Raw genomic sequence first — 26,540 nt, 5'->3', positions numbered from 1 at the left:
CTCCCGGTTTCGCGTGCGCGCGGACGGCGGCGGCCGAGCAGGTCACCACTTCCCGCATGCGGGCCGGGTCACCACGTGAGCGTCGCCCGCGCCACCGCGAGCGCCTGTTCCGCGTAGCCACGGCCGAAGAGCACGGCGTGCACCAGCAGCGGGAAGAGCTGGTGCAGTCCGATCCGGTCCGCCCAGCCGTCGGCGAGGGGCGCCGCCCGCTGGTAGCCGTCGAGGATGTGGCCCAGGTGGGGGCAGCCGAAGAGGGCGAGCATCGCCAGGTCGGTCTCGCGGTGGCCGCCGTGGGCCGCCGGGTCGATGAGCCAGGTGTGGCCGTCGGCACCCCACAGGACGTTGCCGTTCCAGAGGTCGCCGTGGAGCCGGGCGGGCGGCTCGGCGGGGCCCGCGAGGTCGGGCAGGCGGTCGCAGACGTCCTCGATCAGGGGCGCCTCGGCCGGGCGGATCGTGCCGTCGTCGACCGCGCGGCGCAGATACGGCAGCACGCGGTGCTCGGCATACCAGGCCGGCCAGTCGGTGCCGGGGAGGTTCCGCATGGGTGCGCGCCCGATGTACGCCTCCCTCGGGCCGCCGGGCGGCGGGGCGCCGAAGGAGGGCGCGCCGGTGGCGTGCAGGACGGCGAGGGCCGCGCCGAAGCGGGTCGCCGCCGCGGCACTCGGTGCCCCCTGCGCCACCCGGTCGATCACCAGGCGGCCCTTGTCGTGGCCGTACAGCGTCGGGACGCGGACCGTGCCCGCCTCGGCCAGCCAGCGCAGCCCCGCCGCCTCGGCCTGGGCCGCGCCGGGGCCGTCGCCCAGCTTGACGAGCACCACCCGCCCGTCGTCGAGGGTGACTTCGGCGAGCGTCCCGGACAGCCGGCGTTCACCGGTCGCCGGGCGGCCGGTGAGTCGGGCCGCCAGGGCACCGGGTGCCGTGCGATCGGTCACGGCGTACCACCTCCAGATCCCTGCCCTCAGGCGCCCGACAGGATCCCGTATGCCCATGTGTGGCGCCGGTGAAATCTCCTACCCATGTCTTGACGTGCGAACGAAACGCTCCGTAGCTTGGCCGATCATTTAGATTCGTGAAGCGAGTTCACGAATATGAACACCCGGGCGGACGGCCCGGAAGAACAACGGAGTGTGCCCATGGGCGTTCGCCGACGAAGTCACCGCCTGGCCGCCATGATCACCGTCGCGGGGCTCGCGTTCGGGGCCGCGGGCTGCGGATCGGGGTCCGACAGCGCCGGGGGCGATGACCCGAACACGCTGGAGGTCTGGACCCGGAGCAATCCGGACCCGGCCGCCACGTACGAGCGGGTGTTCGCCGCCTTCACCGAGAAGACCGGCATCAAGATCGATTACCAGCCGGTCATCAACTTCGACCAGCAGCTCCAGAGCCGGGCGTCCACCAGGGACCTCCCGGACGTGATGATCAACGACACGGCGCTGATGGGCAGTTACCAGAGCCAGGGCCTGCTCGAGACCATCGATCCGGCCGCGATCGAGGGCCACGACCAGATCACCGACAAGACCTGGTCCTCCACCGTGGGCATCGACGGCGAGCACTACGGCATCCCGTACTCCCGCCAGGCCCAGACCCTGATGATCCGCAAGGACTGGCTGCGGAAACTCGGCCTCCAGGCGCCGACGACCTGGGCGGAGATGATCGGCGTGGCGAAGGCCTTCGCCGACCGCGACCCGGACGGCGACGGCAAGAAGGACACCTACGGCATGGTCGTCCCGGGCAGCGCCCAGAACGGCTACGCCGCCTGGTGGGGCGCCAGCTTCCTCTGGTCCGGCGGCGCGAAGATCATCGAGCCGGACGGCAAGGGCTACCGCCCCGCCATGGACTCGGCCGCCGCCGTACGCACCGTCACCTGGATGAAGGACAACCTCTTCTGCGGTGACAACGGTGTCATCCAGCCCGGCGCCATCACCGCCGTCACCGGCACGGCCACCAACTTCCAGGACGGCGACGCCGGGATGTACCTCACCGGCCCGTACAACATCGCCACCTACGACGCGACGCCCGGCAAGGACACGTTCGACGTCGTCCCGTTCCCGGCGGGCCCGGCCGGGTCCACCGTGCTGGCCGACGGGGAGAACATCTACTTCGGCGCGAGGACCGGCAAGACGCGGCAGGAGCAGGCCCTCGCCGCCTTCCTGATCTCCCCCGAGGGCCAGAAGCTCGCCATGACCGGCGACAACCAGCCCGTGGTCCGCATCCCCGTCAACTCCACGCTCGACGCGGCCCAGGTGCGGGACGACCCGCGCTGGAGCGTCGTACAGAAGGCCTACGAGGACGCCTCCGAGCAGTTCCCGAACGCACCCGACTTCGCGCCGATCAAGCAGGACACCGCCGACGCCCTCAACGCGGTCTTCACCTACTGCGGCAGCGACGTCGGCTCAAGCCTCAAGGAACTCAACGACACCCTCGCCGGTGACCTCAAGGACCAGGACCTGTTGAAATGACCGCGACCACCATCGCGCCCCGGCGGCGCGGAGCGCTCACCAAGCGGGTCTTCGGCAAGAAGGCCGTCCTCCCCTGGCTGTTCCTGGCCCCCGGCCTGCTGCTCGCCCTCGTCTTCAAGTTCCTCCCGATGGGCAAGGGCATCTGGCTCAGCTTCTTCGACGTACGGCCGTTCCTCGGCGACCAGTGGGTCGGCCTCGACAACTACACGCGGGTCCTGACCGACCACCGCTTCCAGGACGCGGTCGGCCACACCCTCCTCCTCGGCATCGGGCAGTCGCTCGGCGCGATCGTCGTCGGCTTCTTCCTGGCGCTGCTGCTCGAGGGCCAGGCCCGCTCGCTGAAGATCATGCGCACGGCCGTCTTCCTGCCGGTCGTCACCGCGACCGCCGTCGTCGGTGAGCTGTGGCGGCTGATGTACTACCCGACCTCCGACGGCCTCGTGAACAGCGCCCTGGGCTTCCTGGGGCTCGGCCCGACTCCGTTCCTCGACAACCCGGACACCGCGCTCTGGGCGACGATGGTCATGGGCATCTGGATGGTCGCCCCGTACAACATGGTGATCATCCTCGCCGGACTCGCGGGCGTGGACCGCACGTTGTACGAGGCCGCCGCGATGGACGGGGTGTCCCTGTGGCAGCGGCTTCGCCACGTCACCCTGCCGGCGATCCGCCCGGCCATCGGCATCGTCCTCACACTGGCCGCGATCCGTGGTCTGCGTGTCTTCACCGAGGTGTACGTCCTCACGGGCGGCGGCCCCGCCGGGTCCACCGAGGTGTGGATGACCCGCGCCTACACCCTCGGCTTCACCCGCAACGACATCGGCGGCGCGTCGGCGGCCTCCGTCGTCCTGCTCGCGGTGACGCTGCTGCTCACCGTCACCGTCAACCACTTCCGCAAGAGGGGAGACGTGCGATGAGCGCACCCGCCCTCGACCCCGTCCGGACGCCGTCGTCCGACGAGGCCGTCGCGTCATCCGGGAGAGCCGGCAAGCGGGCCCGGACGACCCCCGCCCGCTTCGACACCGCGCTCGGCTGGAACGACCGGCCCGGCGTCTCCTGGGCCCTGCGGATCCTGCTGTGCGCGACAGCGCTCGGCATCTTCGCGGCGCCCTTCCTGACGATCGTCTCCGGTGCCCTCAGCACCCACCCCAGCGGCTCGTCGCTGTCCTTCCTCCCGCACGACAGCACACTGCTGAACTTCCGGGTGGCCGGGGAGCGCGGCATCTGGGACTACTTCACCAACTCGCTCGTCATCGCGGGCGGCGGACTGCTTCTCCAGCTCGTGGTGTGCGTGCTCGCCGCGTACGCGCTGGCCCGTCACCGGTTCCGCGGTCAGGCGATCGTCATGACGCTGTTCATGCTGACGATGATGCTCCCGGAGGAGGTCATCGCCATCCCGCTGTCCCTGGTCCTCGGCCATGTGCCGGTGGTCGGCATCGACCTGAAGGGCACCGTCTGGGGTGTCATCCTGCCGCTCGGGGCCTGGGGCTTCTCGGTGATGCTGCTGACCGAGTTCATGAAGGACATACCCGGGGAGATCGAGGAGGCCGCCCGCCTCGACGGCGTGGGCGAACTGCGGATGCTGTGGCAGGTCGTGCTGCCGCTGTGCAGGCCCGCGCTCGGGGTGGCCGGGGTCCTCGGCTTCATCATGATCTGGGATCAGTATCTGCTGCCGTTGATCGCCGCCAAGGACCCGACCGACTACACGGTCACCGTGGCCCTCTCCATCCTGCGCACCGATCCCGAGGTCGGCTCGGGCGTCGTCCTCGCCGGCGCGGTCATCGCGCTCCTGCCCAGCCTTGTCGTCTATCTGCTCCTCCAGCGCTCGCTGGTCACCGGCATCGCCGCCGGGGCCACCAAGGGCTGATCTGCCAACCCCCCACGTTTGAGGGAGACATGAAGTTCCAAGGAGTGCTGTTCTTTCCGGTCACGCCGTTCGCATCGGACGGTTCGCTGGACGAGGAACGGCTCGCACAGCACATCGAGGCCGGGGTCGCGGCCGGTGCCGGGGGCGTGTTCGTCGCCTGCGGCACCGGGGAGTTCCACGCGCTGACGCCCGAGGAGATCGAGCGGGCCACGCGGGTCGCGGTCACGGTGACGGCCGGGCGGGTGCCCGTCCTGGCCGCGGCCGGTGGCCCGCCCCCGGTCGCCCGCGACCAGGCCGCCCGGGTCGAACGCGCCGGCGCCGACGGCATCCTGCTGCTGCCGCCGTATCTGGTGAGCGCACCGCAGCGGGGACTCGTCCGGTACGTCGAGGAGGTCACGGCGGCCACCGGCCTGCCCGTCATCTTCTACCAGCGCGGCACCGCCCGGCTCACCGCGGACACCGCTGCCGAGATCGCCACCCTGCCAGGGGTCGTCGGCCTCAAGGACGGCATCGGCGACATCGAGCGGATGCACCGCATCGTCCGCGCGGTACGGGCCGTGCCGGGCACGGAGGGCTTCCAGTTCTTCAACGGGCTGCCCACGGCCGAGATGACCGCGCCCGCCTACCGGGGCATCGGCGTCGGCCTGTACTCCTCCGCCGTGTTCGCCTTCGCCCCGGAGATCGCCCTCGCCTTCCACCGGGCGCTCGCCGACGGCGACGAGGCACTGGTCTCCACGCTCCTCGACGAGTTCTACGGCCCGCTCGTCGAACTGCGGGACGAGGTGCCCGGGTACGCCGTGGCGCTGATCAAGGCGGGGGTGACCCTGCGCGGCCTGGACGTCGGCGGTGTACGGGCTCCCCTGATCGACCCGGCACCGGAGCATGTCTCCCGGCTGGCGAAGCTGATCGACCACGGCCTGGGGGTGGTGGGCGCGTGATGCCGAACCGCCAGGACCCTGATCGTCATGGCCTTGGCCTTCACGGCCGGGAGAGGATGAGCGTATGACCGGCACGCCGGGGACCCGGATCCGGGAGCTGATCGTCACCCCGATCGCCTTCCGCGACCCGCCGCTGCTCAACTCGAGCGGCGTCCACGAACCGCTCGCGCTGCGGACCATCCTCCAACTCGTCCTCGAGGACGGCACGGTGGGGCTCGGCGAGTCTACGGGCGGCACCGTGCGGCTGGAGCGACTTGAAGCGGCGGCGAAGGCGGTGGTCGGCCTGGACGTCTTCGACACCACCGCCGTCTCGGCCGCGATCGACGCCGTACTGCTGCCGACCGTGCCCAGCTCCCACGAACGCGGCTGGACCACCTCGGTGGTCGAGGTGGCCTGCCTCGACGCGCAGGGCAAGCTGCTCGGCCGCCCGGTCAGCGATCTGCTCGGCGGCCGGGTCCGCGACTCCGTGCCCTTCGCCGCGTACCTCTTCTACAAGTGGGCCGAACACCCGGCGCTCGACGGCCGCCCGGCGGTCGGCGACGACTGGGGCGAGGCGCTGGACCCGGCCGGTGTCGTCGAGCAGGCACGGCTGATGCGACAGCGGTACGGGTTCCGGTCGTTCAAGCTCAAGGGCGGTGTCTTCCCACCGGACGAGGAGATCGCGGCGATCAAGGCCCTCGCCGAGGCCTTCCCCGGGCAGCCGCTGCGCCTCGATCCCAACACGGCCTGGACGGTGGAGACCTCGAAGTACGTCGCCCGTGAACTGGACGGCGTACTGGAGTACTTGGAGGACCCGACCGCCACCATCCCCGGTATGGCGGAGGTGGCGAAGGATGCGCCGATGCCGCTGGCGACCAATATGTGCGTGGTCGCCTGGGAGCATCTGAGGCCGGCGATCGAGCGGGACGCGATCCAGGTGCTGCTCACCGACCACCACTACTGGGGCGGACTGCGCCGCACCCGTGAACTGGCCGCCGTCTGCGAGGCGTTCGGGATCGCGCTGTCCATGCACTCCAACTCGCACCTGGGCATCAGCCTGGCCGCGATGACCCATGTCGCGGCGGCCATCCCCCACCTCGACCACTCGTGCGACACGCACTACCCGTGGAACTCGGCGGACGACGTGATCGTCCCCGGCGTACTGGAGTTCCGGGACGGGGAGGTCGCGGTGCCCACGGGGCCCGGGCTGGGTGTGGAGCTGGACCACGACGCCCTCGGCCGGCTGCACCGGCTGTATGTCGACTCGGGCATGCGTTCCCGGGACGACACGGGGTACATGCGCCGGATCCAGCCGGGGTACGAGCTGCGACTGCCCCGCTGGTGAACCACCGCTGACCGAAAGGGGCCGCCTCCGGGCGGCCCTTTTCGCATGGGCGGCCCCTTTCGCATGGGCGGCGTCGTGCGCCCTCCGCGCCGGTCGCGGGAGGCGAGCGAGGGGCGCGGGAGCACGGAGCGGTCGGTGCTCTGCCTCAGTCGGTGGTTTCCGCATCCCCAGGACGCGAAGTCGCCCCCTTCACGCGGTGCCCGACCGGCCGTCCCGCCTGTTTGGCTTATCCGCGACACGTTCCGCCCATCCGCACATGTCGCCTCACAGTCGCCTCTCCGGCGACCGTCGCCTCGGAATCCGCCCACGGCCAAGTCGTATGCGCGCCACCCGAGTTCCGTGTCCCGACAGCACCGCGTTTCGCCGGTGTCCAGGCGTGTCCCCGTACGTCCCCGCACATCCGCTCACCTATCGGGAGGGAATGTGACCGCCCCCGTAAGCTCCTCCGAAAGTGCACCGGAGCCCGCCGACGCACAGCAGTTCACCAGTCTCAGCACCAGGGCCGCGCGGCAGCTCGCGACGACCACCAAGTCCGAACCGCAGATGCAGGCCATCACCTCGCGATGGCTGCTCAAGACGCTGCCGTGGGTGGACGTCAAGGGCGGCACCTACCGGGTCAACCGCCGCCTCCAGCTGCGCATCGGCCGGGGCCGGGTGCAGTTCGACCAGAACGGCGCCGACGACGTCAAGGTCATCCCGGAGACACTGACCGAACTCCCCGCGCTGCGCGGCTACTCCGACATCCCTGCCCTGAGGGAGATCTCCTCCCGGTTCCGGGTGCGTGAAGTGCGCGCCGGCCAGGTGCTGGTGGACGCCGGGCAGCCGGTGACCGAGGCGTATCTCGTGGTGCACGGCCGGTTCACGCGGTACACCATCGGCAAGTACGGCGAGGAGGAGGTCCTCGGCCTCCTCACCGACGGCGACGGGCTGGGCGACGAGGCCATCGGCCACGCCGACCCGCTCTGGCTCAGCTCGGTGCGGGCCGAGACGGCGGGGGTGGTACTGGCCCTCAACTGGGACGCGCTCATGGCGTTCGTGGAGCGCACGCCGTCCCTCGCGGCCCAGTTCGACGCCTTCGCCGATCGGCAGCGCAAGCCCATGAACCGCAAGGGCGAGGCCGATGTGCCCCTGGAGGCGGGACACGTGGGCGAGTTGGCGCTCCCGGGCGGCTTCGTCGACTACGACCTCGCGCCCCGCGAGTACGAACTCTCCCTCACCCAGACGGTGTTGCGCGTCCATACCCGGGTCGCCGATCTCTACAACCACCCGATGGACCAGACGGAGCAGCAACTCCGCCTGACCATCGAGGAGATCCGCGAACGCCAGGAGTGGGAGCTGGTCAACAACCGCGAGTTCGGGCTGCTGCACAACATCGACTACGGCCAGCGGATCAGCACCTTCTCCGGGCCGCCGACCCCGGACGACATGGACGAGCTGCTGTCCATGCGCCGCAAGACCCGGCTGTACCTGGCCCATCCGAAGGCGATCGCGGCCTTCTTCCGACAGTGCAACCGGCGCGGTCTGGTGCCGGGCACGGTGAACGTCGACGGGCACGAGGTGCCGGCGTGGCGCGGGGTGCCGCTCTTCCCGTGCAGCAAGATCCCGATCACGCCGCAGCACACCACCAGCATCATCGCGCTGCGCACCGGCGAGAAGGACCAGGGGGTCGTCGGCCTGCACCAGACGGGTATCCCCGAGGAGTACGAGCCGTCGCTGAACGTGCGGTTCATGGGCGTCGACACCACCGCGATCATGAGTTATCTGGTCACCGCCTACTACTCGTTGGCCGTGCTGGTGCCCGACGCGGCCGGGATCCTGGAGAACGTGCAGGTCGGGTGGATGCCGGAATGAACGAACCGTCAGTGTCCGGTGCCGTGTCGTCGGCCGGTCTGCCATCGGCCGGTCCGCCATCGGCCGGTCCGCCATCGGCCGGTCCGCCGTCAGCCGATCTCCCGTCGCCCGGTCTGCCGTCGGTCGGTATGGCGTCAGCCGGTCCGCCGTCCCCGGCTGTGACATCGGCCGGTCTGCCGTCAGCCGATCTCCCGTCGCCCGGTCTGCCGTCGGTCTGCGCGCCGGCCCGGAGGCGGCTGCCGGGGCCGCCGAGTCCTGCCCGGTCCCGGCGGGCCCGGGGCGGCGGTGCGATCCCCGGGCTGAGGTACCGGCCCGCCGTGCCCGCCGACCCCGCGAAGGCCGCGGAGGTCGACCGCAGGCTGGAGGCCTGGGCGGAGCGCATGGATCTGTTCCCCCGGGAGTGGCGGGGGCAGTTCGCGCGGTTCGGTCTCGGCCGGGCGATCGTGCTCGCGCACCCTGGCGCGGCCGGCCCCGAACACCTCACCGCCGCCGGGAAGTTGCTGCTCGCCGAGCACCTCGTCGACAACCTGTACTGCGAGGTCGACGAGGGCAAGGGCGGCTCGCCGCGCGGCCTCGGCGGTCGGCTGCTCATGGCCCAGTCGGCGCTCGACCCCCTCCACAGCACACCCGAGGTGGAGAATCGGTGGCGGCACGGCGTACGGGGCGACGGTCCGCTGCGTTCGTACCACTTCGCGCTGCGGGACTACGCCGCCCTCGCCACCCCCAGCCAGACCGACCGGCTCGTCCACGATCTCGCCCGGCTGCATCTGGGCTATCTCGGCGAGGCCGCCTGGGCCGAGACCGACCACATGCCGCGGATCTGGGAGTACCTGGTGATGCGGCAGTTCAACAACTTCCGCCCCTGTCTGGCGATCGTCGACGCGGTGGACGGCTGGGAACTGCCGGAGGCCGTCTACGCCCGGCCCGAGGTCCAGCGGATCACCGCGCTGGCCGGGAACGCGTCCACGATCGTCAACGACCTGTACTCCTTCACCAAGGAGATGTCGAACGACCCGGACCATCTCAATCTGCCCATGGTCATCGCCGCCAACGAGCGGTGCGGGCTGAAGGCGGCGTATCTGGAGGCCGTCGAGATCCACAACCGGATCATGGAGGCGTTCGAGGAGGAGTCCGCGGCCCTGTCCGCCACCTCGCCCCTGATCGAGCGCTACGCCACCGCTCTCGCCGCCTGGGTGGCCGGCAACCACGAGTGGCACGCCACCAACACCGACCGCTACAGCCTGCCCGACTACTGGTAACGCCCGGGCATGGCCGACGCCCCACAGCACCGGAGGAGCCACCGTTGACCATCATCGACGCCGTCACCACGACCGCCACGCCCCTGCCGGCCCAGCCCCCGACGTCCTCCCCGGCCCGGTCCACGTACCAGAACCGTGTCGCGGACTACTGGAACGCCGAGGAGAACCCGGTCAACCTCGAACTCGGCAAGATCGACGACCTCTACCACCACCACTACGGCATCGGCGACGCGGACTGGTCCGTCCTGGACGACGACCCCGATCCGGCGCGCCGCCGCGACCGGGTCACCGCCGAACTGCACCGCCTGGAACAGGCCCAGGCCGACCTGCTCGCCCACCATCTGGGCCCCCTCTCCCCCACCGACCGCGTCTTCGACGCCGGCTGCGGGCGCGGCGGCGGCAGCGTGGTGGCCCATCTGCGGTACGGCTGCCAGGCCGACGGTGTCACCATCTCCCGCAAGCAGGCCGAGTTCGCCAATGAGCAGGCCCGCAAGCGGGACATCGACGACCGGGTCCGCTACCACCACCGCGACATGCTCGACACGGGTCTGCCGTCCGGGGAGTACGCGGCGTCCTGGAACAACGAGTCCACCATGTACGTCGAGCTGGACCTGCTCTTCGCCGAGCACGCCCGGCTGCTGCGCCGCGGCGGCCGCTATGTCACCATCACCGGCTGCTACAACGACACCTACGGCCGGGCCTCCCGCGAGGTGTCCCTCATCAACGCCCACTACATCTGCGACATCCACCCGCGCTCCGAGTACTTCCGCGCGATGGCCCGCAACCGCCTCGTCCCCGTCCACGTGGTGGATCTGACCGCCGCCGCCCTGCCCTACTGGGAGCTCCGCAAGCAGGCCGACCACCTGGTCACGGGCATCGAGGACACCTTCATCACCGCCTACGAGAACGGCAGTTTCCAGTACCTGCTGATCGTCGCCGACCGGGTCTGACCGCCCGGCGCGGACGGCCGGCGGATCGGGGGTCCGTTCCGCCGACCGCCCCCCGGTCGCGCGGTCGCTCGCGTCCGCGAGCGCGGCCGGCGTCAGCCAGGGCGGGTCACGGTTCCGTGGTCTCGGATTCGAGTGAGGTGCGGGTCGCCGGGCCGTAGACGCCCGACTCGTCCTCCACGACGACACGGGTCAGCTGGTAGCCGCGGACGGCGCTCTCGACCTCGGGGTCGTAGTCGCCGTCGATGACGCCGTTGTAGAAGCCGATCTGGCGCAGGCGGAGCTGGAGTTCGGTGACCTCGGGTCCGCTGTCGCCGGTGCCGAGGACGGGGTCCTGGCTGTCGGACGGGGTCGGCGCGGGAGCCGCCGTGGCGGTGGAGCCGCTGTTGGAGGGGGTTCTGGTCGGGGTGGCGGAGCCGGTCGGGGTGGTTCGGCTCTCGGTCGGGGTCGCGGCCGGTGAGGTGGACGGGTTCCCGGACGGCGACGCCGAGGAGGCCGTACCGGACGGGGACGCCGATGACGACGACGCCTCCTGGCCGGGCGCGGCCTCCGGGAGGTTCGCCCGTATGTCCTCGGGTCCGGAGCCGTCCCGCGACGGTCCGTCGTACGAGAACAGTCCGCCGATGATTCCGCCCGTCACCAGGACGGCCACCGCGGCGACTCCCACCCCTGCGGCCGACACCGCTCGGCGTCGCCGCCGCTGACCGCCCGGGTCGCTGTCGACGGGAGGTCGCTCGTCGAGGTCGAGGAGGGCAGGTGTGCCGCCGGTCGACCCGCCAGGGAGCGGGGGTTCATCGCCGTCTTTCAACGGCCCCGGCTCCGGCGTGCCTTCGGCGTCCGCCGAGGAGTCGGCCGAGGAGTCGGCCGGCTCGGTGTCGTCACCGACCTTCACAAACGGCCGTATGCGTACCGGGTCGAAGTCCTCCACGGCCTCCGCCTGCGCCGTACGGGTGTCGCGGTGGGCGTCCGAGGCGAGACGGCCGCAGGAGCAGGCCGGAGTGCCGTCCGTCGCCCGGGGCGTACCGCACTGCGGGCAGACAGGGGCTGTCGGTTCACTCACGTGCGGTCTCTCTTCGAACGGGTTTCCGAGTTTAAACGGATCTTCTCCACAGAATCCCCAAGAACAAAGGCGAGTTCGCGCTCATCATGTCTTCATGTGGCGGGACTGGTGCGCGACCCGACGCTCGGTGTGTCATGCCTCTGACATCAATGACATCAATGCCGGTGCGCCGGAGTGGAAGGAACCCCGTGAGCCTCACCCGTACCCGTACCCGTGCCCGTGCCCGTGCCCGTGCCCTGTGCACGGTCGCCGCGCTCGCCCTGGGCGTGCCCGTCGCGTTCTCGGGCCCCGCCGTCGCGGCGGTCCCCACGTACGCGGTCTATCTGCAGAACTCCGTCACCGGGCTCAACGCGGCGGACAACGGCGGTACGGTCGCCGCGCACAACCCCAAGGGCAACGAGGACCACCAGCAGTGGACTCCGGTCGCCGTCAGCGGCGGCCATCAGTTGCGGAACGCCGACGAGTCGGGGATCTGCCTCGGGCGCGGCGGCACCTCGGCGGTGACCACGACCTGTGGCGCGGACGGCACCACGTGGACGATCACCGAGGCCGCGAACAGCACGTACACCATCGGCGTGCCCGGGACCTCGCAGTATCTGACGGGCGCCTCCTCGGACTCCTCGGTCGTCCAGATCGGGTCGAGCGGCACCTACGCCCGCTGGTACCTCACGCCGGTCACCTACGCCACGACGGCCATGCCGTCCACCGACACGCGCACCCTCGACCAGGTCTCGTTCCTCACCTCGCACAACGCCTACGCGAACGGAGTGGACGGCAACTTCGCCTCGTTCCCGGTCAGTCTCTTCCCCAACCAGTCGCGGGGCGTCGCTCAGCAACTCACCGACGGCGTACGGGGGTTCATGCTCGACGCCTACACCGTGTCGGGGCAGGCCGTGCTGTGCCACAACAGTTGTGACGGGGTCAGCAGTCCGGTTCCGCTCGCCACGGACCTCCAGCGCATGGTCGACTTCCTGGAGGCCCATCCGGGTGAGGTGGTCACCGTCTTCCTGGAGGACTACACGGCCTCCGACATACTGAAGTCGTCGCTGGCCTCCGTCAGCGGTCTCTCGGACGTGCTGTACCGGCCCGACCAGGAGGGCGTCGCGACGAGCGGCTGGCCGACGATGGCGGATCTCGCCGCCCGGGGCAAGCAGCTGCTGATCTTCAGTGACCGTACGCGCGCGAGTGACGTCTCCAGCGGATACACGACCCGTGACACGTTCGGTGTGATGTACCAGCGCGAGTGGACCGTGGAGAACTACTGGTCCATGGGCGGTGGGATCGGTGACTCCGACTGGTCCTGCTACAGCCGCTGGGGCACGAGCCGACCGCTCACCACGGACTCGCCCGCCTTCCACCCGCTGTTCGTCATGAACCACTTCCGCGACTACACGGTCAGCGGCACGGCCGAGACGGACAACGCCAAGCTGCTCAACCGCGCGCAGACCTTCTGCACACCAGCCGCCCGCAAGAAGCCCAACTACCTTGCCGTGGACCGCTACGACCTGGGCTCGCCGTCACCGCTCACGACCGTGGGGAACCTCAACACGTACGTCCTCACGGCCGGCCAGTAGCCGTCGCAGGGCCGGGTGCCGACCCGTCCTGCTGCCCGTCCTGCGGATGCGCCGCAGGACGGGCAACTGGCTCCGGCACAGTTTCGCCCGTTCGCCGCCGCCCGCGATCAGGGCGTTGACCGACGCCATCGGGTCACCGCCGACCGACCGTGCCACCAACGCCCCGACGACCAGCGGGAGCAAGGCCACCGCCAGGGCCGAACCGGTGGCGGTGGCCGTGGCGGTGACGTTGCGGAGGGGGCGCGGGCGCGAGGTGTGCGTGTCCATGACGACAGTTCAGCAGCGGCCCGGGGCGCGGGGTATCCGACCACGTACTCAGTCGCCCCGCCCCGGGTACTCAGGCCGCCGCCACCGCTCCCCGCTCCCCCGCCTCCCGATGGATCGGCGTCCCCGACCCGGTCAGCGGTACGCCCGTGCCGCCGCGCCGGGTCGCGACGATCTCCGCCGCGATGGACAGGGCGGTCTCCTCGGGCGTACGAGCGCCGAGGTCGAGCCCGATCGGGGACCTGAGCCGGGCCAACTCCCCATCGGTCAGGCCGACTTCGCGCAGTCGCCGGTCGCGGTCGGCGTGGGTGCGGCGCGAGCCCATCGCTCCCACGAAGGCGACCGGCATCCGCAGGGCCGTCTTCAGCAGGGGTACGTCGAACTTGGCGTCGTGGGTGAGCACGCACAGGACCGTCCGGCTGTCGGTCTCGGTGCGCCGGAGGTAGCGGTGCGGCCAGTCCACCACGATGTCGTCGGCCTCGGGGAAGCGGGTCCGCGTGGCGAAGACCGGGCGGGCGTCGCACACGGTGACGTGGTAGCCGAGGAACTTGCCCGCGCGCACCAGCGCCGCCGCGAAGTCGATCGCCCCGAACACGATCATGCGGGGCGGCGGCACCCTCGTCTCGACGAGCAGCGTGAGGCCGCCGGAGCAGTGCGATCCTCCCCCAGACTCCGTCCGGGGGGACCCCCATCTCGCTCCGCTCGCGGAGAGCTCGATCGTGCCGGTGCGGCCACTGTCCAGCATGGCCCGCGCCTCGGCGGCGGCCGTCCGGTCCAGCTCGGGGTGACCGCCGAGACCGCCTTCGTACGAGCCGACACCCACACCGCTGTCGCCCTGCTCGCGCGACCCGGCGGGCCGTACGAGCAGGGCCTGTCCGAGGAGTTCGGCCGGGCCCCGGACGACGCGGGCGACGGCCGTCGGCTCGTCCTTGCAGGCGGCCGAGAGCGCGGCGCTCAGGACGGCTCGGGCGGGTGACCGGGCGGTGACGGGGGTGACCAGGATGTCGATCACCCCGCCGCAGGTCAGGCCGACGGCGAAGGCGTCCTCGTCGCTGTACCCGAAGCGCTGCAGGACGGTCTCGCCGTCCGCCAGCGCCTGTTGGCACAGCTCGTACACGGCGCCCTCGACGCACCCGCCGGAGACCGAGCCGATGGCCGTGCCCTCGCTGTCGACGGCGAGGGCCGCGCCGGGACCGCGCGGGGCGCTGCCGCTCACCGCCACGACGGTGGCGACGGCGAAGTCCCGGCCCTCCTCGGCCCACGCGCTCAGCTCGGTGGCCAGGTCAAGCATCCCGGCCTGCCATCAGGACGCGGTCGGGCCGGATCGGCAGATGGCGGTGGCGTACGCCGGTGGCGTGCCAGACGGCGTTGGCGACGGCGGCCGCCGCGCCGACGATGCCGATCTCGCCGATGCCCTTGATGCCGACGGGGTCGTCGGGGTCGGGGTCGTCCACCCAGTCCGCCTCGATGGCGGGGACGTCGGCGTGGGCGGCGACGTGGTAGCCGGCGAGGTCGGCGCCGTAGTGGCCGCCGGAGGCCTGGTCGCGTACCGCCTCCTCGTGCAGGGCCATGGAGATGCCCCAGGTCATGCCGCCGATGAACTGGCTGCGTGCGGTGAGGGGGTTGACGATGCGGCCGGCCGCGAAGATGCCGAGCATGCGGCGGACGCGTACCTCGCCGGTGGCGGGGTCCACGGCGACCTCCGCGAACTGGGCGCCGTAGGAGTGGCGTTCCTTCTGGGCGAGGGCGCCGATGGCGGCCGTGGTGTCCGAGCGGACCATGATGCCCTCCGGCGGGATGCCGTCGCTCAGGACGAGCCGTTCCCGCAGTTCGGTCGCGGCGGCCGTGACCGCCCAGGCCCAGGAGCGGGTGCCCATCGAGCCGCCGGCGATCATGGCCGGTCCGAAGTCGCTGTCACCGATGCGGACCCGGACCCGCTCCGGTGCCACCTCCAGCGCGTCGGCGGCCACCAGGGTGAGCGCGGTGCGGGCGCCGGTGCCGATGTCGGCGGCGTTGACGCGCACGGTGAAGGTGCCGTCCGCCTCGGCCGTCACCCCGGCGGTGGAGGGGGCGGCTCCCGCGCCGAAGGAGGCCGCGGCGGTGCCGGTGCCGAGCAGCCAGCGGCCGTCGCGGCGCAGACCGGGGCGCGGGTCGCGGTCGGCCCAGCCGAACCTGCCTGCGCCCTCGCGGAAGCAGGCGTGCAGACGGCGACTGGCGAACGGCAGCCCGGAGACGGGGCCCCGCTCGGGCTCGTTGCGGGCGCGCAGCTCGATCGGGTCGATGCCCAGCTTCTCGGCGAGCTCGTCGAACGCCGACTCCAGGGCGAACGACCCCGGCGCCTCACCCGGCGCGCGCATCCACGTCGGGGTGGGCACGTCGAGCCGTACGACCTTGTTGGCGGTGTGGTGGGCGTCGGCGTCGTACATCACGCGGGCCGGTCCGGCACCCGGCTCGATGAACTCGTGGACGGTCGAGGTGAGGCTCTGGGAGCGGTGTTCCAGGGCGCGGAGCCGCCCGTCGGCGTCGGCGCCGAGCCTGACCCGCTGGGTGGTGGGGCTGCGGTAGCCGGCCAGGGAGAACATCTGACGCCGGGTCATGACGACCCGGACCGGGCGCCGGAGGACGGTCGCGGCCATCACCGCGGCGACCTGGTGGGCACGGACGCCCTTGCTGCCGAAGCCGCCGCCGACGTGTTCGGAGAGGACCCGCACCGAGGCCGGGTCGAGGGAGAACAGGTTGGCGAGCTCGCCCGCGACCCACATGGTGCCCTGGTTGGAGTCGACGACTTCGAGCCGGCCCCCGTCCCAGCGGGCCGTCACCGCGTGCGGCTCCATCGGGTTGTGGTGTTCCTCGGGGGTGGTGTACTCGGCGTCCAGGACGACGGCGGACGCGGCGAGTTCGGCCCCCAGGTCGCCCTTCTCGATCACCGCGGGTCCGAAGGTGTCCAACGCGTACGCGTCCGGGTGCTCGGCGGCGAACGCGACGTCGTGCGGTTCCTGTTCGTAGTGCACCACGAGTGCCTCGGCGGCCTCGCGGGCCTGCTCGGAGGTCTCGGCGACGACCAGCGCGACCGGCCAGCCCAGGTGCGGCACCCGGTCGTGCTGGAAGACGGCCGTGGTCGGGTCCGGTTTCGTGCCCATGAGACCCGTGTAGTCGGTGTCGACGCGCGGGGCGTTCTCGTGGGTCAGGACGCTGAGCACGCCCGGCATCCCGAGCGCGTCGGCGGTCTCGATGGCGCGGATCCGGCCGCGGGCCACGGTGGACAGCGCCAGCCAGCCGTGGACGAGTCCGGCGAAGGGGATCTCGCCCGCGTAGCGGGCCGCTCCGGTGACCTTGTCGCGGCCTTCGACGCGGGTGTGCGCGGTGCCGACGGCGCCCTTGTGTGCCGTGGGGGCGATGGTCATCGGGTGGCCTCCTCGGTGAGTTCGGACAGGACGGCCACGACGAGGTTGCGCATCAGCGGCACCTTGTATCCGTTGTGCGGCAGCGGCTTGGCCTCCGCCAGTTCGGCGTCCGCGGCGGCCGCGAAGGTCTCGGCGTCGGCCGGCGCCCCCGTCAGCGCCCGCTCCGCCGCGTACGCCCGCCACGGCCGGGACGCGACCGCCCCGAAGGCCAGCCGCACCTCGCGTACGACACCGTCCTGGACGTCGAGCGCGGCGGCGATGGAGCCGATGGCGAAGGCGTACGAGGCGCGCTCGCGGACCTTGCGGTAGCGGGAGTGGGCGGCGACCTCGGCGGGCGGCAGGGTCACGCCGGTGATCAGGGCACCCGGCGGCAGGGCCGTCTCGATGTGCGGGGTGTCCCCGACCGGGAGATAGAAGTCGGCGAACGGCAACTCGCCCGGCCCGTCGGCCGTTTCGTACGTCACGACGGCGTCGAAGGCCGTCAGGGCGACACCCATGTCGGAGGGGTGGGTGGCCACGCAGTGCTCGGAGGCGCCGAGGATCGCGTGGTTGTGGTGCTCGCCCTCGATCGCGGGGCAACCGCTGCCGGGCACCCGCTTGTTGCAGGGTTTGGTGACGTCGGCGAAGTAGCCGCAGCGGGTGCGCTGGAGCAGGTTGCCGCCGACGGTGGCCATGTTGCGCAGCTGCCCCGAGGCGCCGGCCAGCACCGCCTGGGTCAACGCCGGGTAGCGGCGCCGGACTTCGGGGTGGGCGGCGAGGTCGCTGTTGGTGACGGTCGCGCCGATGCGCAGTCCGCCGTCCTCGGTGGGCTCGATCCCGTCGAGCGGGAGTTCGCGGACGTCGACGAGGCGCGCGGGCCGCTCGACGCCGCTCTTCATCAGGTCGACGAGGTTGGTGCCGCCGCCGAGGAAACGGGCCTCGGGGTCGGCGCCGAGGAGGGCGACGGCGCCGGAGACGTCGTACGCGCGCCGGTAGTCGAACTCCCTCATGCCACGGCCTCCTTGGACTTCGCCGTGGTGTCGGCGGCGGCGCGGGCGACGGCCTCGACGATCGACACGTAGGCGCCGCAGCGGCACAGGTTGCCGCTCATCCGCTCCCGGATCTCCTCGGCGCTCAGGGGTGGCGGCGTCGCCTCGGGGCGGACGTCGTCGGTGACGGCGCTGGGCCAGCCCGCCGCGTGCTCCTCGATGACCGCGATGGCCGAACAGATCTGGCCCGGTGTGCAGTAGCCGCACTGGTAGCCGTCCAGATCGAGGAACGCCTGCTGCACCGGGTGGAGTCGCTCGCCCTCGGCGACACCTTCGATGGTGGTGATCTCACGTCCCTCGGCCGCCACCGCCAACTGCAGACAGGACACGTTGCGGCGTCCGTCGACGAGGACGGTGCAGGCGCCGCACTGTCCCTGGTCGCAGCCCTTCTTGGTGCCGGTCAGATCGAGTCGCTCGCGCAGCGCGTCGAGCAGGGTGGTGCGGTGGTCGACGGAGAGCGTGTGCTTCTCGCCGTTGATGTTCAGGGTGATGGCGCTGTACGTCGAGGAGGTGGCTGGGGACATGATCAGCCTTCTTTCGCGTATCCGGGACACAGGGAAAACAGGAAGAACAGGGAAAACAGGGAAAAAGGTACGCGCTCCGGCAGGCGGTCGAGTCAGGGATGCGGGGCAGCCGGGGTACTGGCGCCGGCCACACCGACGCTACGATGAACCAACCGGACAGCTGTCCTCTCCGGAAAAACGTAACGGACAGTTGTCCGGTTAACAAGGACGGGTTTCGGCCATGAACCCGTGAGGAGGACGCGTGCGGCAGAAGAAGGACTCCCCTCTGCGCTCGGACGCGCAGCGGAACCGCGAGCGCATCCTGGCAGTCGCCCTGACCGAGTTGACGCGCTCCGCGGACGCGCCGCTGAGCAGAATCGCCAGGAAGGCGTGTGTCGGGCAGGGCACGTTCTACCGCCACTTCCCGAACCGGGAGGCGCTCGTCCTGGAGGTCTACCGGTTCGAGATACGGCAGGTCGCCGACGCCGCCGCGGAACTGCTCGCGACCCGTGAGCCGGACCGGGCGCTCCGCGAGTGGATGGACCGCCTCGCCCTGTTCGCCATGGCCAAGGCGGGCCTCGCGGACGCGATCCGCCAGGCCATCAGCGGCCTGAGCGCCCCGGACAGGCCGGGGCACGCCCCGGTGAGCGAGGCCGCCGAACTGCTGCTCCGCGCGGGCGAGAAGGCCGGAACCATCCGCCCCGGAGTCACCCACGAGGACTTCTTCCTCGCCATCGCCGGCCTCTGGCAGATCGACCCCCAGCAGGACTGGCAGCCGCGCGCCACCCGCCTCCTCGACCTCGTCATGGACGGCCTGCGTACCGGGGCACCGGGAACGGAGAAATGAGCGCCGCCCGGTCCGGCCGGGCGGCGCACGAGGAACACCGGGCAAGGGCCTTTCGTCAGAGCCGCGCCCCGACGTCCGCGCCGTTCGCGGGGCGCAGGAAGTGCGAGGCCGGGAGGGAGCCGTCGGCCGCCCTGGCCCCGGTGATCGTGGCCGCGTCGGTGCTCACGAAGGACCAGGTGCCGCCGAGGTTCCAGGAGTTGCCGCTGCCACCGGAGTTCGAGCCCAGCGAGACATTCGTCCCGTTGGCCACCGCCAGGTTCTTCGTCAGTGTGCCGTCGGCGTCGGCGAAGTCGAATCCGGTGCCCTTGTTGCGCCACGCCGTGCAGCGCTCGGCCACCAGTGCGCCCGGGTTGGCGTTGTCGATGAACCCGCCGGCCGAGTTGTCCCACGCCATGCTGTTGCGCACCACATGCGCCGCGGGCAGGTCCTCCTCACCACCGCCGCCGAGCTTGAAGCCGTTGCCGTCACCCGTGAAGTTCGGCAGACTCCAGCGGTTGTAGCCGTTCCCGTACCCGGCGCTTGCCTCGACCGTCACCGGCGAGAGGAACTCCCAGAAGTCCAGCCCGTCGTCGGAGTTGTTCCACAGCCGGGCGCCCCGCACCACGTTGCCCGTCCCCGAGCCTTCCTTGATCGCCAGACCGTCGGCGCTCTCACCGTTCTTGCGCGGGTCGCGGTTGCCGTAACTGTCCAGATTGATGAACTGGTTGGAGCTCGACGCGCCCTGGAGGTGCACACCGGACTCGTAGTTGTCCCGGGTGATCAGCCGCTCGAAGACATTGCCGCTGGTGTCCACACCGAAGATCCCGTACGGCCCGTTCACGATCTCCAGACCGCTCAGCCGCCAGTACTCTCCCTCGATGTGGATCGCGCCTCGTTGGGCCCGCGGAATGCTGGAGCCCACCGCTCCGGGCGTGTACGGCATCCCCTCGCCGTCGATGACGACCCGCTCTCCGCTGTAGTTGCCCATCCTGATCGGTTGGCTCGCCGTACCGCTCTTGAGCAGCTGGATGTTCGTGGTCGGCGCGTAGGTCCCGCCCCGGATCAGGATCGTGTCACCGGCCTGCGCCAGGTCCACGGCGCGCTGGATGGTCCGTAAGGGTGCCGAGAGTGTCCCGGCGTTGCCGTCGTTGCCGTTGGTCGCCACGTACAGGCTGGTGGCGGCGTGCGCCGAGGGACTGGAGAGGGCGACCAGTCCGCCGACCAGGAGGCTCATGAGGCCCGCGTACGCGGTGAAGGATTTCGGACGCATCGGTCGTCTCCCGGGTTTCGGCTCGCCAGATTGGCGGGAAAGCGCTTTCCATCCGAAACGACGCTAGGGAGTTGCCCTGAGCACGTCAATATTCATGCTCATGATTCTTATTCACATGGATGGACTATCGGGGCCCGGCGACGATCGGTTCGCGCCCTCAGCCAGGCGGCGCGCCGGACGCCATCCCGCCCTTCAGCCGCTCCAGGTCGGACGGGCGGACCTGGATGGCCAGTACGGCGATCAGCGCGGCGACGACCGTGAAGATCGCGGCCATGACGAAGGCGGCCGAGACCCCGGCGGTGAGCACCTCGTCGGACCAGGGCGGTGGAAGCTGCCCGGTCCGTTCGAACTGCAGACGCTCGGCCGGGGTCGCCTCGGACAGGAAGTCCGGGACCTGCTTCTCCGCCTCGTTGGTACTGGCCGTGCCGAACATCGTGACGAGGATGGAGAGGCCGAGTGAACCCCCGACCTGCTGGGTGGCGTTGAGGAGGCCGGAGGCGGCGCCGGTCTCCTGGGTGGCGACGTTGGAGAGCGCCATCAGGGTCAGCGAGACGAACTCCATACCCATGCCGAGGCTGAAGACGAGCATCGGGCCGAGGACGCTGCCGGCGTAGGTGGAGTGGACGTCGGTCAGGGTCAGCCAGGCGAGGCCCGCCGCGGCCAGGATCGCGCCCACCACCATGAACGGCTTCGGGCCGTACGCGGGCAGGAACTTCGAGGCCAGCCCGGCCCCGACCGCGATGACGGCGCTGACCGGGAGGAAGGCGAGCCCGGCCTGCAACGGGCTGAAGTCCAGCACGTTCTGCACGAAGAGCGTCAGGAAGAAGAACATGCCGAAGATCGCGGCGGCGAGGCACAGCATGATCCCGTAGGTGCCCGCCCGGTTCCGGTCACGGAACATGTGCAGCGGTGTGATCGGCTGCTTCGAACGCCGCTCGACCAGGACGAACAGTGCGAGAACGACGACGGCCCCGGCGAACGAGGCCAGCGTCAGCCCGTCCCGCCACCCTTCCTGCGCGGCCCGGATGAACCCGTACACCAGGAGCACCATGCCCACGGTGGAGGTCAGTGCGCCGGTGATGTCGAAATGGCCCGGGTGGCGTTCGGACTCCTTGATCCAGCGGGGTGTGGCCAGCACGATGAGCAGCCCGATCGGCACGTTGACGAACAGCACCCACCGCCAGTTCAGCCACTCCACGAGGATGCCGCCCGCGAGCAGCCCGATCGCGCCGCCGCCCGCCGAGACCGCCGCGAAGACCCCGAACGCCCGGTTGCGCTCCGGTCCTTCACGGAACGTCGTACTGATCAGCGCGAGGGACGTCGGGGACGCGATGGCGCCGCCGACACCCTGGAGGGCGCGGGCGGCGAGGAGTTGGCCGGCGTTCTGGGCGAGACCACCGAGGAGCGAGGCCGCCACGAAGAGCAGCACCCCGAAGATGAACACCCGCCGCCGGCCGAGGATGTCACCGGCCCGGCCACCCAACAGCAGCAGACCGCCGAAGGTCAGCGTGTACGCGTTGACCACCCAGGCCAGGCTCGTCGTCGAGAAGTCCAGCGAGCGCTGGATGTCCGGCAACGCGATGTTCACGATGGTGATGTCCAGGACCACCATCAGCTGACACGAGGCGATGACGAAGAGCGCCATCGCACTCCCACCACCACCTGATTCCCGAGTGGTGGTCTGCGCGGGGGAAGTCGGCTGCGGGTTGCTCATGGCGTATCGCAAAGGCAGAACTCGGTGAACGGTTCCGTCCACGGCGTCCACTGTCCGACGCTACGCTTTTGCCGCGACCGTCACCACTTGAGCGCCGGCTCCGCCCTGGGACCGCCTTCAGTGCCCTCGGAACGCCTCTTCCAGCCACCAGGACCCGTGGTCGCGGGTCACCTTCGCGTCGATCAGCAGCGGCGCGGAACGCGGTCCGGCGAGCCAGTCCTCGACGGGCTCGAGGTCGGCCGCGGTGCGTACCGTGACCGCCTCGAAGCCGTAGCCGCGGGCGAGGGCCGCGATGTCGGTCGGCGGGAACACGACCGTGTCGAGGGGGTGCCCGTCCGGGCCGAAGTGGTGGACCTCTGCTCCGTAGGCCTCGTCGTTGTAGACGACGACCACCATGGGCAGGCCGAGCCGTCGTACGGTGTCGAGTTCGACGGCGCTCATCAGGGCTCCGCCGTCGCCCAGGGCGGCCACCGGCAGCCGGTCGGGCTGCGCGAGTGCCGCGCCGACGGTGGTGGCGAGGCCGAGGCCGATCGACTGGAAGGCCTGGGTGAAGCAGAAGCCCTGGTGGTCCGGCACGGACAGGTACGCGCTGGGGTGGCCCATGAAGTTGCCCGAGTCCACGCCGATCACACGCGCGGCGGGCAGGAGGTCGTCGAGCGCGATGCTCAGGGTGCGCGGGTCGATCCGCTCCCGGTCGCTCTCGTCCTCGTACGGCACGTCCCGCCACCGTACGCGGGCGGCAATGGCGGCTTCGGTGTCGGCGGTCCGGTAGCCCTGCCGGTGGATGGGGATGTCACCACCGCTGTCGCCCACCGCGAGTGCCCGGCGTGCCGTGAGTTCCACGTCTCCGGTGACGCCCAGGTGGACGGGGCGGTGGGCGCCGAGCGCGGACGGGTCGTCGTCCACCTGTACGACGGTGGCGTCGGGGCCGATCAGGCTGCCGTGGCGCATCGTCCACATGTTCAGGGCGCAGCCCCAGCCGATGATCAGGTCGGCGCCCTGGATCAGTTCGGTGGTCAGGGGGGAGGCGAAGCCGCCGGAGATGTTCAGGGACCAGGGGTTGCCGTGGAAGAGGCCGTGGGCGACAGCCGAGGTGGCGAGGAGGGCGCCGTGACGGTCGGCGAGCGCGGTGAGGGCCTCCCGGGCGCCGGGCGTGCGGGCACCTCGGCCGGCCACGAAGACGGAGCGCCGTGATTTCTCCAACTCCCGTGCCAGCGCCGCTACTTGGTCCGCATCCGGCGACATCGCCTCTCGTGCGGGTGGCGGAGTGAGGGAGGCGGGCAGGGCGGCGTGCGGTACCTCAGAGGCCTGTACGTCCAAGGGCAGGTTGAGGAGGATCGTCCGGCGTTCGTGAAGAGCGCGTCGTACGGCCTCGCAGGCCTGCGCGACCGCCGTCTCCGCCGACGTCACGCGTGCCGTGACCGCACCCACCGCCCGCGCCAACGCCTCTTGGTCGATGTGGAAGTTGGAGTGCGGCTGGGTCACCTCGGCGGCCAGTACGAGCAGGGGTGTGCGGCTCTTCGCGGCCTCGGTGATGCCGGTGACGGCGTTGGTCAGGCCGGGGCCCTGGTGGACGCTGAGCGCGGCGACGGTCCCGCTGGTGCGGGCGTAGGCGTCGGCCATGGTCGCGGCGCCGCCTTCGTGACGGGCGGCGACGAATCGGGCGCCGGCGGCCACGAGGGCGTTGGTGAAGTGGAAGTTGCCGGAGCCGACCACCCCGAAGACGTGGTCGATGCCGGATGCGTACAGTGCCCTGCCTACCGCTTCGGCGACCTTCATGCGCGCTCCACCAGGGCGAGGACCCGCGCGGGAGCCCCGGATCCGGCGACGATGGGCAGCGGTCCCGCGATGACGACGGCGCCGGTCGGGGGGAGTGCGGCCAGGTTGCGCAGCTGCGTGAGCCCGTACTTGTCGTTGCCGAGGAAGTACGAGTGGCACGGGAAGGCCGGGTCGAAGGAGTGCGCGCGTCCGGCGTCGGTGCCGACCGTCTCCACGCCGAGGCCGATCACCGGTGTCTCGTCCGCCACCCAGCGGGCGCAGTCCGATGACAGGCCGGGAGTGTGCGGGCCGTTCTCGTCGGAGTTGAGGAACGTCTCCTGGGAGTGGCCGCGGGCGTCCCACCCGGTGCGCAGCAGCAGCCAACCGCCGTCGGGCAGCGGCCCGTTGTCGGTTTCCCACGCCTTGATGTGGTCGACCTCGACGAGGAAGTCGGGGTCCTTGGCGGCTTGGGCTGTGAAGTCCAGTACGGCCGCGGGTGCGATCAGCCGACGTGCCGGTACGGACGCCACGTCGTCGAGGTCCTTTCCGGTGACCCAGTGGACGGGGGCGTCGAAGTGGGTGCCGGTGTGCTCACCGCTGCGGAAGTTGTTCCAGTACCAGGCCGGGCCCCGGTCGTCGTACCGGCTGATCTCCTCCAGTTCGAACACCTGGGTCTGGCCGAACCCGGGCGGCAGCTGGATCACCGGCGTCGACGACGACAGGGGCGAGGTGAGGTCCACGACCTCGATCGCGCCACTGCGCATCCCGGACACCAGGGCCGCGAGGACGGAGGGTTGGGTCATGACGGCCTCCTGGGGGGGCGAATGCGGTCGGCCCGTCCAGGGTGTCAGCGGGTGCGCACGCGCACCAGGTGGAGTGTTCCCGTCCCTGGCGGCCCGGGTTGTGCTCGCTCCCGTCGAAAACATGTGCAGGATCGGCGCGGGTGGCGTTATGCTCGCCGCGATGATGACTCACTCCATTGGCAGAATGGGGGTCCCGTCCGCGCAAGGTGAGTGCTGATGCTCACTCATATCGCGAACGGGGATTCCCGGCTTTCCTTCTGGTCGCGCGTGCGCGAGTTCGCCGTGCCACCCTCCATGATCGAGACTGCGACCGTCCGCCGTGCTGTCGGCGACTGGGCCGGGGCGTGTGCCGCCGCAGGTATCGACATCGACCTCGATATGCGTTCCGTGGCACACGGTCATGGCCACGAGCTCGCGGCCCAGGTCCGGGCCGATCTCAGGTATTTGGCCCCGGACCTGTTGCGCTGGCACATGCCGAGGATCGCGCCCGACGGGCTGTTGCGCCCGGGCCTGACCCTCTCGCTGGCCCGTTACGACGTGGCGGGGCGTGCCGGACCGTATCCCGTGCACCTCGTGGCCCGGACTCCGCCCGCCTGGGCGGACGCCGGTCAGCGGATCGGCCTCGCGTTGTGGGACGGGTCCCGGTCCGAGGCCGCCGCCCGCGGTCATCCGCATCCGCGCCCCAGCCGTCGGTACCGACTCGATCTGCATCGCCATCTGTGGGACGCGCGCAGAGCTGGTGAGTTGCGGGTTCGGGCCGGAGCGGATGCGTCGGCCGCCGACGGCCCGTCTCCACCGGGTCCCTCGCTGGTGGACTCCGATGTGCCGGGGACGGACGTGTGGGGGACGTTGGCCGCGGAGCGCGGCTGTGCCGTCGAGCGGTGGGCGGACGAGGCGGCGGTCGTGCTGCGTGCGGAGGGGCGATCCACCGGTACCGTCCTCGTGCGCTGCGGGGCCCGGCGCCGACTGATGCTGGACGTGGGATCGGGGCCGGGCGCGGACGCCGACGGCCGCAGCCTCAACGGCAACGGCAACGAGCCGCCCGCCCTGCGGATCGCCGTCGCATCCGGCGACGACGGCGTCGGCGCCTCGCTGCCCGTCCTGCCCGACGCCGCGACCTGGGTGCTGCCCGATCTGGAGCTGATCCGTGCCGGCGCGATCGACGTCGAGCGGCTGCACCCGCTGGTCGCGTCGGCGCTGGTACCGGGTCATGTGCCGTCGGGTCCGTCCGGGGCTCCGGACCGGGCGGGGCGACCGCGGATCGTGGAGTGCCGGGGAGAGCGGCACCGGATCGGCCTGGTCGACGGGGTACTGGTCCCGCTGGACCATGACCCGGCCGAGATCCGGCGGGAGGAACTGCTGGTCGAGCTGACCGGTACTCCCCTCCCCTGCCTGCAGGCGATCGACGAGGCACACCGCCGCCCGGACTGTCTGTCCGGCGTGCGCGAACGCCTGGACCACGGGGACATCGCCGGTGCGCTGGCCGTCGTCGAGGGGCTGCTCGGCCCCGAGGCGGTACTGCGTGACGGTGCTCTCCGGGACGAGTTGGAGGCGGCCGCCCGACGCCGGATCGCCTACGGCCTGTACCGGGCGGGCCTTGCCGATCCCGGTCCCGGCCGGGTCCGCAGCGATGTCGGCCGCCGCCGTCCCCGCCACCGCCGCCCGCGCGTCGCGACCTTCTACTGACCCGG

22 protein-coding genes are annotated in these 26,540 nt (G+C 71.2%); 11 read left to right on the top strand and 11 right to left on the bottom strand.

The window, feature by feature from the left end; genetic code table 11:
• Positions 1 to 68: 68 nt before the first annotated feature.
• Complete coding sequence (locus JIX56_RS42415; protein ID WP_257549056.1) at positions 69 to 932, bottom strand: fructosamine kinase family protein; 864 nt, start codon at positions 930 to 932, stop codon at positions 69 to 71.
• A 201-nt stretch (positions 933 to 1,133) separates the two neighbouring features.
• Here JIX56_RS42415 and JIX56_RS42410 point away from each other — a divergent pair, with 201 nt between their 5' ends.
• From JIX56_RS42410 to JIX56_RS42375, 8 genes are all read left to right on the top strand, one after another.
• A complete protein-coding gene (locus tag JIX56_RS42410; protein WP_257549055.1) occupies positions 1,134 to 2,459 on the top strand; it encodes an ABC transporter substrate-binding protein in 1,326 nt (441 codons plus the stop codon).
• Positions 2,456 to 3,376 (top strand): carbohydrate ABC transporter permease, encoded by a 921-nt coding sequence (locus tag JIX56_RS42405; RefSeq protein ID WP_257549053.1) that lies wholly within the window; start codon positions 2,456 to 2,458, stop codon positions 3,374 to 3,376. Before JIX56_RS42410 ends, JIX56_RS42405 begins: the two co-directional genes overlap by 4 nt.
• Positions 3,373 to 4,326 carry a carbohydrate ABC transporter permease gene (locus JIX56_RS42400; RefSeq protein ID WP_257549052.1) on the top strand — a complete coding sequence of 318 codons (954 nt, stop codon included), beginning with the start codon at positions 3,373 to 3,375 and terminating at the stop codon, positions 4,324 to 4,326. Before JIX56_RS42405 ends, JIX56_RS42400 begins: the two co-directional genes overlap by 4 nt.
• A gap of 29 nt (positions 4,327 to 4,355) precedes the next feature.
• Positions 4,356 to 5,264: a 5-dehydro-4-deoxyglucarate dehydratase gene (locus tag JIX56_RS42395; protein ID WP_257549051.1), complete on the top strand. Its 909-nt coding sequence runs from the start codon at positions 4,356 to 4,358 to the stop codon at positions 5,262 to 5,264.
• A gap of 64 nt (positions 5,265 to 5,328) precedes the next feature.
• A complete protein-coding gene (locus JIX56_RS42390; protein ID WP_257549050.1) occupies positions 5,329 to 6,588 on the top strand; it encodes a glucarate dehydratase family protein in 1,260 nt (419 codons plus the stop codon).
• Positions 6,589 to 7,011: 423 nt separating this feature from the next.
• Positions 7,012 to 8,439: a family 2B encapsulin nanocompartment shell protein gene (locus tag JIX56_RS42385; protein WP_257549049.1), complete on the top strand. Its 1,428-nt coding sequence runs from the start codon at positions 7,012 to 7,014 to the stop codon at positions 8,437 to 8,439.
• Positions 8,436 to 9,698 (top strand): family 2 encapsulin nanocompartment cargo protein terpene cyclase, encoded by a 1,263-nt coding sequence (locus JIX56_RS42380; protein WP_443031972.1) that lies wholly within the window; start codon positions 8,436 to 8,438, stop codon positions 9,696 to 9,698. Before JIX56_RS42385 ends, JIX56_RS42380 begins: the two co-directional genes overlap by 4 nt.
• A 44-nt stretch (positions 9,699 to 9,742) precedes the next feature.
• Positions 9,743 to 10,648, top strand: a complete 906-nt coding sequence (locus JIX56_RS42375; protein ID WP_443031971.1) for a geranyl diphosphate 2-C-methyltransferase — start codon at positions 9,743 to 9,745, stop codon at positions 10,646 to 10,648.
• A 106-nt stretch (positions 10,649 to 10,754) separates the two neighbouring features.
• Here JIX56_RS42375 and JIX56_RS42370 read toward each other — a convergent pair whose 3' ends face one another.
• A complete protein-coding gene (locus tag JIX56_RS42370) occupies positions 10,755 to 11,705 on the bottom strand; it encodes a peptidoglycan-binding domain-containing protein (RefSeq protein WP_257549047.1) in 951 nt (316 codons plus the stop codon).
• 188 nt (positions 11,706 to 11,893) lie between these two features.
• Here JIX56_RS42370 and JIX56_RS42365 point away from each other — a divergent pair, with 188 nt between their 5' ends.
• On the top strand, positions 11,894 to 13,279 hold the full coding sequence (locus JIX56_RS42365; protein WP_257549045.1) for an RICIN domain-containing protein: 1,386 nt from the start codon (positions 11,894 to 11,896) through the stop codon (positions 13,277 to 13,279).
• Here JIX56_RS42365 and JIX56_RS42360 read toward each other — a convergent pair.
• The 5 genes from JIX56_RS42360 to JIX56_RS42340 all read right to left on the bottom strand — a co-directional run bounded on the left by JIX56_RS42360 (position 13,223) and on the right by JIX56_RS42340 (position 18,499).
• Positions 13,223 to 13,546, bottom strand: coding sequence for a hypothetical protein (locus tag JIX56_RS42360; protein WP_257549044.1), 324 nt, complete (start codon positions 13,544 to 13,546; stop codon positions 13,223 to 13,225). The genes JIX56_RS42365 and JIX56_RS42360 overlap by 57 nt on opposite strands.
• A 70-nt stretch (positions 13,547 to 13,616) precedes the next feature.
• Positions 13,617 to 14,834, bottom strand: coding sequence for an XdhC family protein (locus JIX56_RS42355; RefSeq protein WP_257549043.1), 1,218 nt, complete (start codon positions 14,832 to 14,834; stop codon positions 13,617 to 13,619).
• The gene (locus tag JIX56_RS42350; RefSeq protein ID WP_257549042.1) at positions 14,827 to 16,947 is read right to left on the bottom strand and encodes a xanthine dehydrogenase family protein molybdopterin-binding subunit; all 2,121 of its coding nucleotides are present in this window, start codon (positions 16,945 to 16,947) and stop codon (positions 14,827 to 14,829) included. The genes JIX56_RS42355 and JIX56_RS42350 overlap by 8 nt, the downstream gene beginning before the upstream one ends.
• A complete protein-coding gene (locus JIX56_RS42345) occupies positions 16,944 to 17,936 on the bottom strand; it encodes an FAD binding domain-containing protein (RefSeq protein WP_257549041.1) in 993 nt (330 codons plus the stop codon). The genes JIX56_RS42350 and JIX56_RS42345 overlap by 4 nt, the downstream gene beginning before the upstream one ends.
• Complete coding sequence (locus JIX56_RS42340; RefSeq protein WP_257549039.1) at positions 17,933 to 18,499, bottom strand: (2Fe-2S)-binding protein; 567 nt, start codon at positions 18,497 to 18,499, stop codon at positions 17,933 to 17,935. The genes JIX56_RS42345 and JIX56_RS42340 overlap by 4 nt, the downstream gene beginning before the upstream one ends.
• A 241-nt stretch (positions 18,500 to 18,740) precedes the next feature.
• Here JIX56_RS42340 and JIX56_RS42335 point away from each other — a divergent pair, with 241 nt between their 5' ends.
• Complete coding sequence (locus JIX56_RS42335) at positions 18,741 to 19,325, top strand: TetR/AcrR family transcriptional regulator (RefSeq protein ID WP_257549038.1); 585 nt, start codon at positions 18,741 to 18,743, stop codon at positions 19,323 to 19,325.
• Between the two features lie 55 nt (positions 19,326 to 19,380).
• Here JIX56_RS42335 and JIX56_RS42330 read toward each other — a convergent pair whose 3' ends face one another.
• The 4 genes from JIX56_RS42330 to JIX56_RS42315 form a co-directional block, all read right to left on the bottom strand.
• Positions 19,381 to 20,574 (bottom strand): right-handed parallel beta-helix repeat-containing protein, encoded by a 1,194-nt coding sequence (locus tag JIX56_RS42330; RefSeq protein ID WP_257549036.1) that lies wholly within the window; start codon positions 20,572 to 20,574, stop codon positions 19,381 to 19,383.
• 157 nt (positions 20,575 to 20,731) lie between these two features.
• Entirely contained in the window at positions 20,732 to 22,219 is a 1,488-nt protein-coding gene (locus JIX56_RS42325) for an MFS transporter (protein WP_257549034.1), read from the bottom strand.
• 186 nt (positions 22,220 to 22,405) lie between these two features.
• Positions 22,406 to 24,067: a thiamine pyrophosphate-binding protein gene (locus tag JIX56_RS42320; protein WP_257549032.1), complete on the bottom strand. Its 1,662-nt coding sequence runs from the start codon at positions 24,065 to 24,067 to the stop codon at positions 22,406 to 22,408.
• Positions 24,064 to 24,849, bottom strand: a complete 786-nt coding sequence (locus tag JIX56_RS42315) for a cyclase family protein (protein ID WP_257549030.1) — start codon at positions 24,847 to 24,849, stop codon at positions 24,064 to 24,066. The genes JIX56_RS42320 and JIX56_RS42315 overlap by 4 nt, the downstream gene beginning before the upstream one ends.
• 216 nt (positions 24,850 to 25,065) lie before the next feature.
• On the opposite strand from JIX56_RS42315, the gene JIX56_RS42310 reads away from it, so the two are divergent.
• Positions 25,066 to 26,535, top strand: coding sequence for a hypothetical protein (locus JIX56_RS42310; protein WP_257549028.1), 1,470 nt, complete (start codon positions 25,066 to 25,068; stop codon positions 26,533 to 26,535).
• Positions 26,536 to 26,540 lie beyond the last annotated feature (5 nt).

The sequence above is a fragment of the Streptomyces sp. CA-210063 genome, from assembly GCF_024612015.1.
GTDB lineage: Bacteria > Actinomycetota > Actinomycetes > Streptomycetales > Streptomycetaceae > Streptomyces.
The sequence above is the reverse complement of the archived record's forward strand: the minus strand, read 5'-3'. Positions and strand labels throughout refer to the sequence as shown.

Coding starts and splice junctions, on each gene's coding strand:
- JIX56_RS42410 (WP_257549055.1), top strand. CDS start 1,134: ATGGGCGTTCGCCGACGAAGTCACCGCCTGGCCGCCATGATCACCGTC.
- JIX56_RS42405 (WP_257549053.1), top strand. CDS start 2,456: ATGACCGCGACCACCATCGCGCCCCGGCGGCGCGGAGCGCTCACCAAG.
- JIX56_RS42400 (WP_257549052.1), top strand. CDS start 3,373: ATGAGCGCACCCGCCCTCGACCCCGTCCGGACGCCGTCGTCCGACGAG.
- JIX56_RS42395 (WP_257549051.1), top strand. CDS start 4,356: ATGAAGTTCCAAGGAGTGCTGTTCTTTCCGGTCACGCCGTTCGCATCG.
- JIX56_RS42390 (WP_257549050.1), top strand. CDS start 5,329: ATGACCGGCACGCCGGGGACCCGGATCCGGGAGCTGATCGTCACCCCG.
- JIX56_RS42380 (WP_443031972.1), top strand. CDS start 8,436: ATGAACGAACCGTCAGTGTCCGGTGCCGTGTCGTCGGCCGGTCTGCCA.
- JIX56_RS42360 (WP_257549044.1), bottom strand. CDS start 13,546: ATGGACACGCACACCTCGCGCCCGCGCCCCCTCCGCAACGTCACCGCC.
- JIX56_RS42355 (WP_257549043.1), bottom strand. CDS start 14,834: ATGCTTGACCTGGCCACCGAGCTGAGCGCGTGGGCCGAGGAGGGCCGG.
- JIX56_RS42350 (WP_257549042.1), bottom strand. CDS start 16,947: ATGACCATCGCCCCCACGGCACACAAGGGCGCCGTCGGCACCGCGCAC.
- JIX56_RS42345 (WP_257549041.1), bottom strand. CDS start 17,936: ATGAGGGAGTTCGACTACCGGCGCGCGTACGACGTCTCCGGCGCCGTC.
- JIX56_RS42340 (WP_257549039.1), bottom strand. CDS start 18,499: ATGTCCCCAGCCACCTCCTCGACGTACAGCGCCATCACCCTGAACATC.
- JIX56_RS42330 (WP_257549036.1), bottom strand. CDS start 20,574: ATGCGTCCGAAATCCTTCACCGCGTACGCGGGCCTCATGAGCCTCCTG.
- JIX56_RS42325 (WP_257549034.1), bottom strand. CDS start 22,219: ATGGCGCTCTTCGTCATCGCCTCGTGTCAGCTGATGGTGGTCCTGGAC.
- JIX56_RS42320 (WP_257549032.1), bottom strand. CDS start 24,067: ATGAAGGTCGCCGAAGCGGTAGGCAGGGCACTGTACGCATCCGGCATC.
- JIX56_RS42315 (WP_257549030.1), bottom strand. CDS start 24,849: ATGACCCAACCCTCCGTCCTCGCGGCCCTGGTGTCCGGGATGCGCAGT.
- JIX56_RS42310 (WP_257549028.1), top strand. CDS start 25,066: ATGCTCACTCATATCGCGAACGGGGATTCCCGGCTTTCCTTCTGGTCG.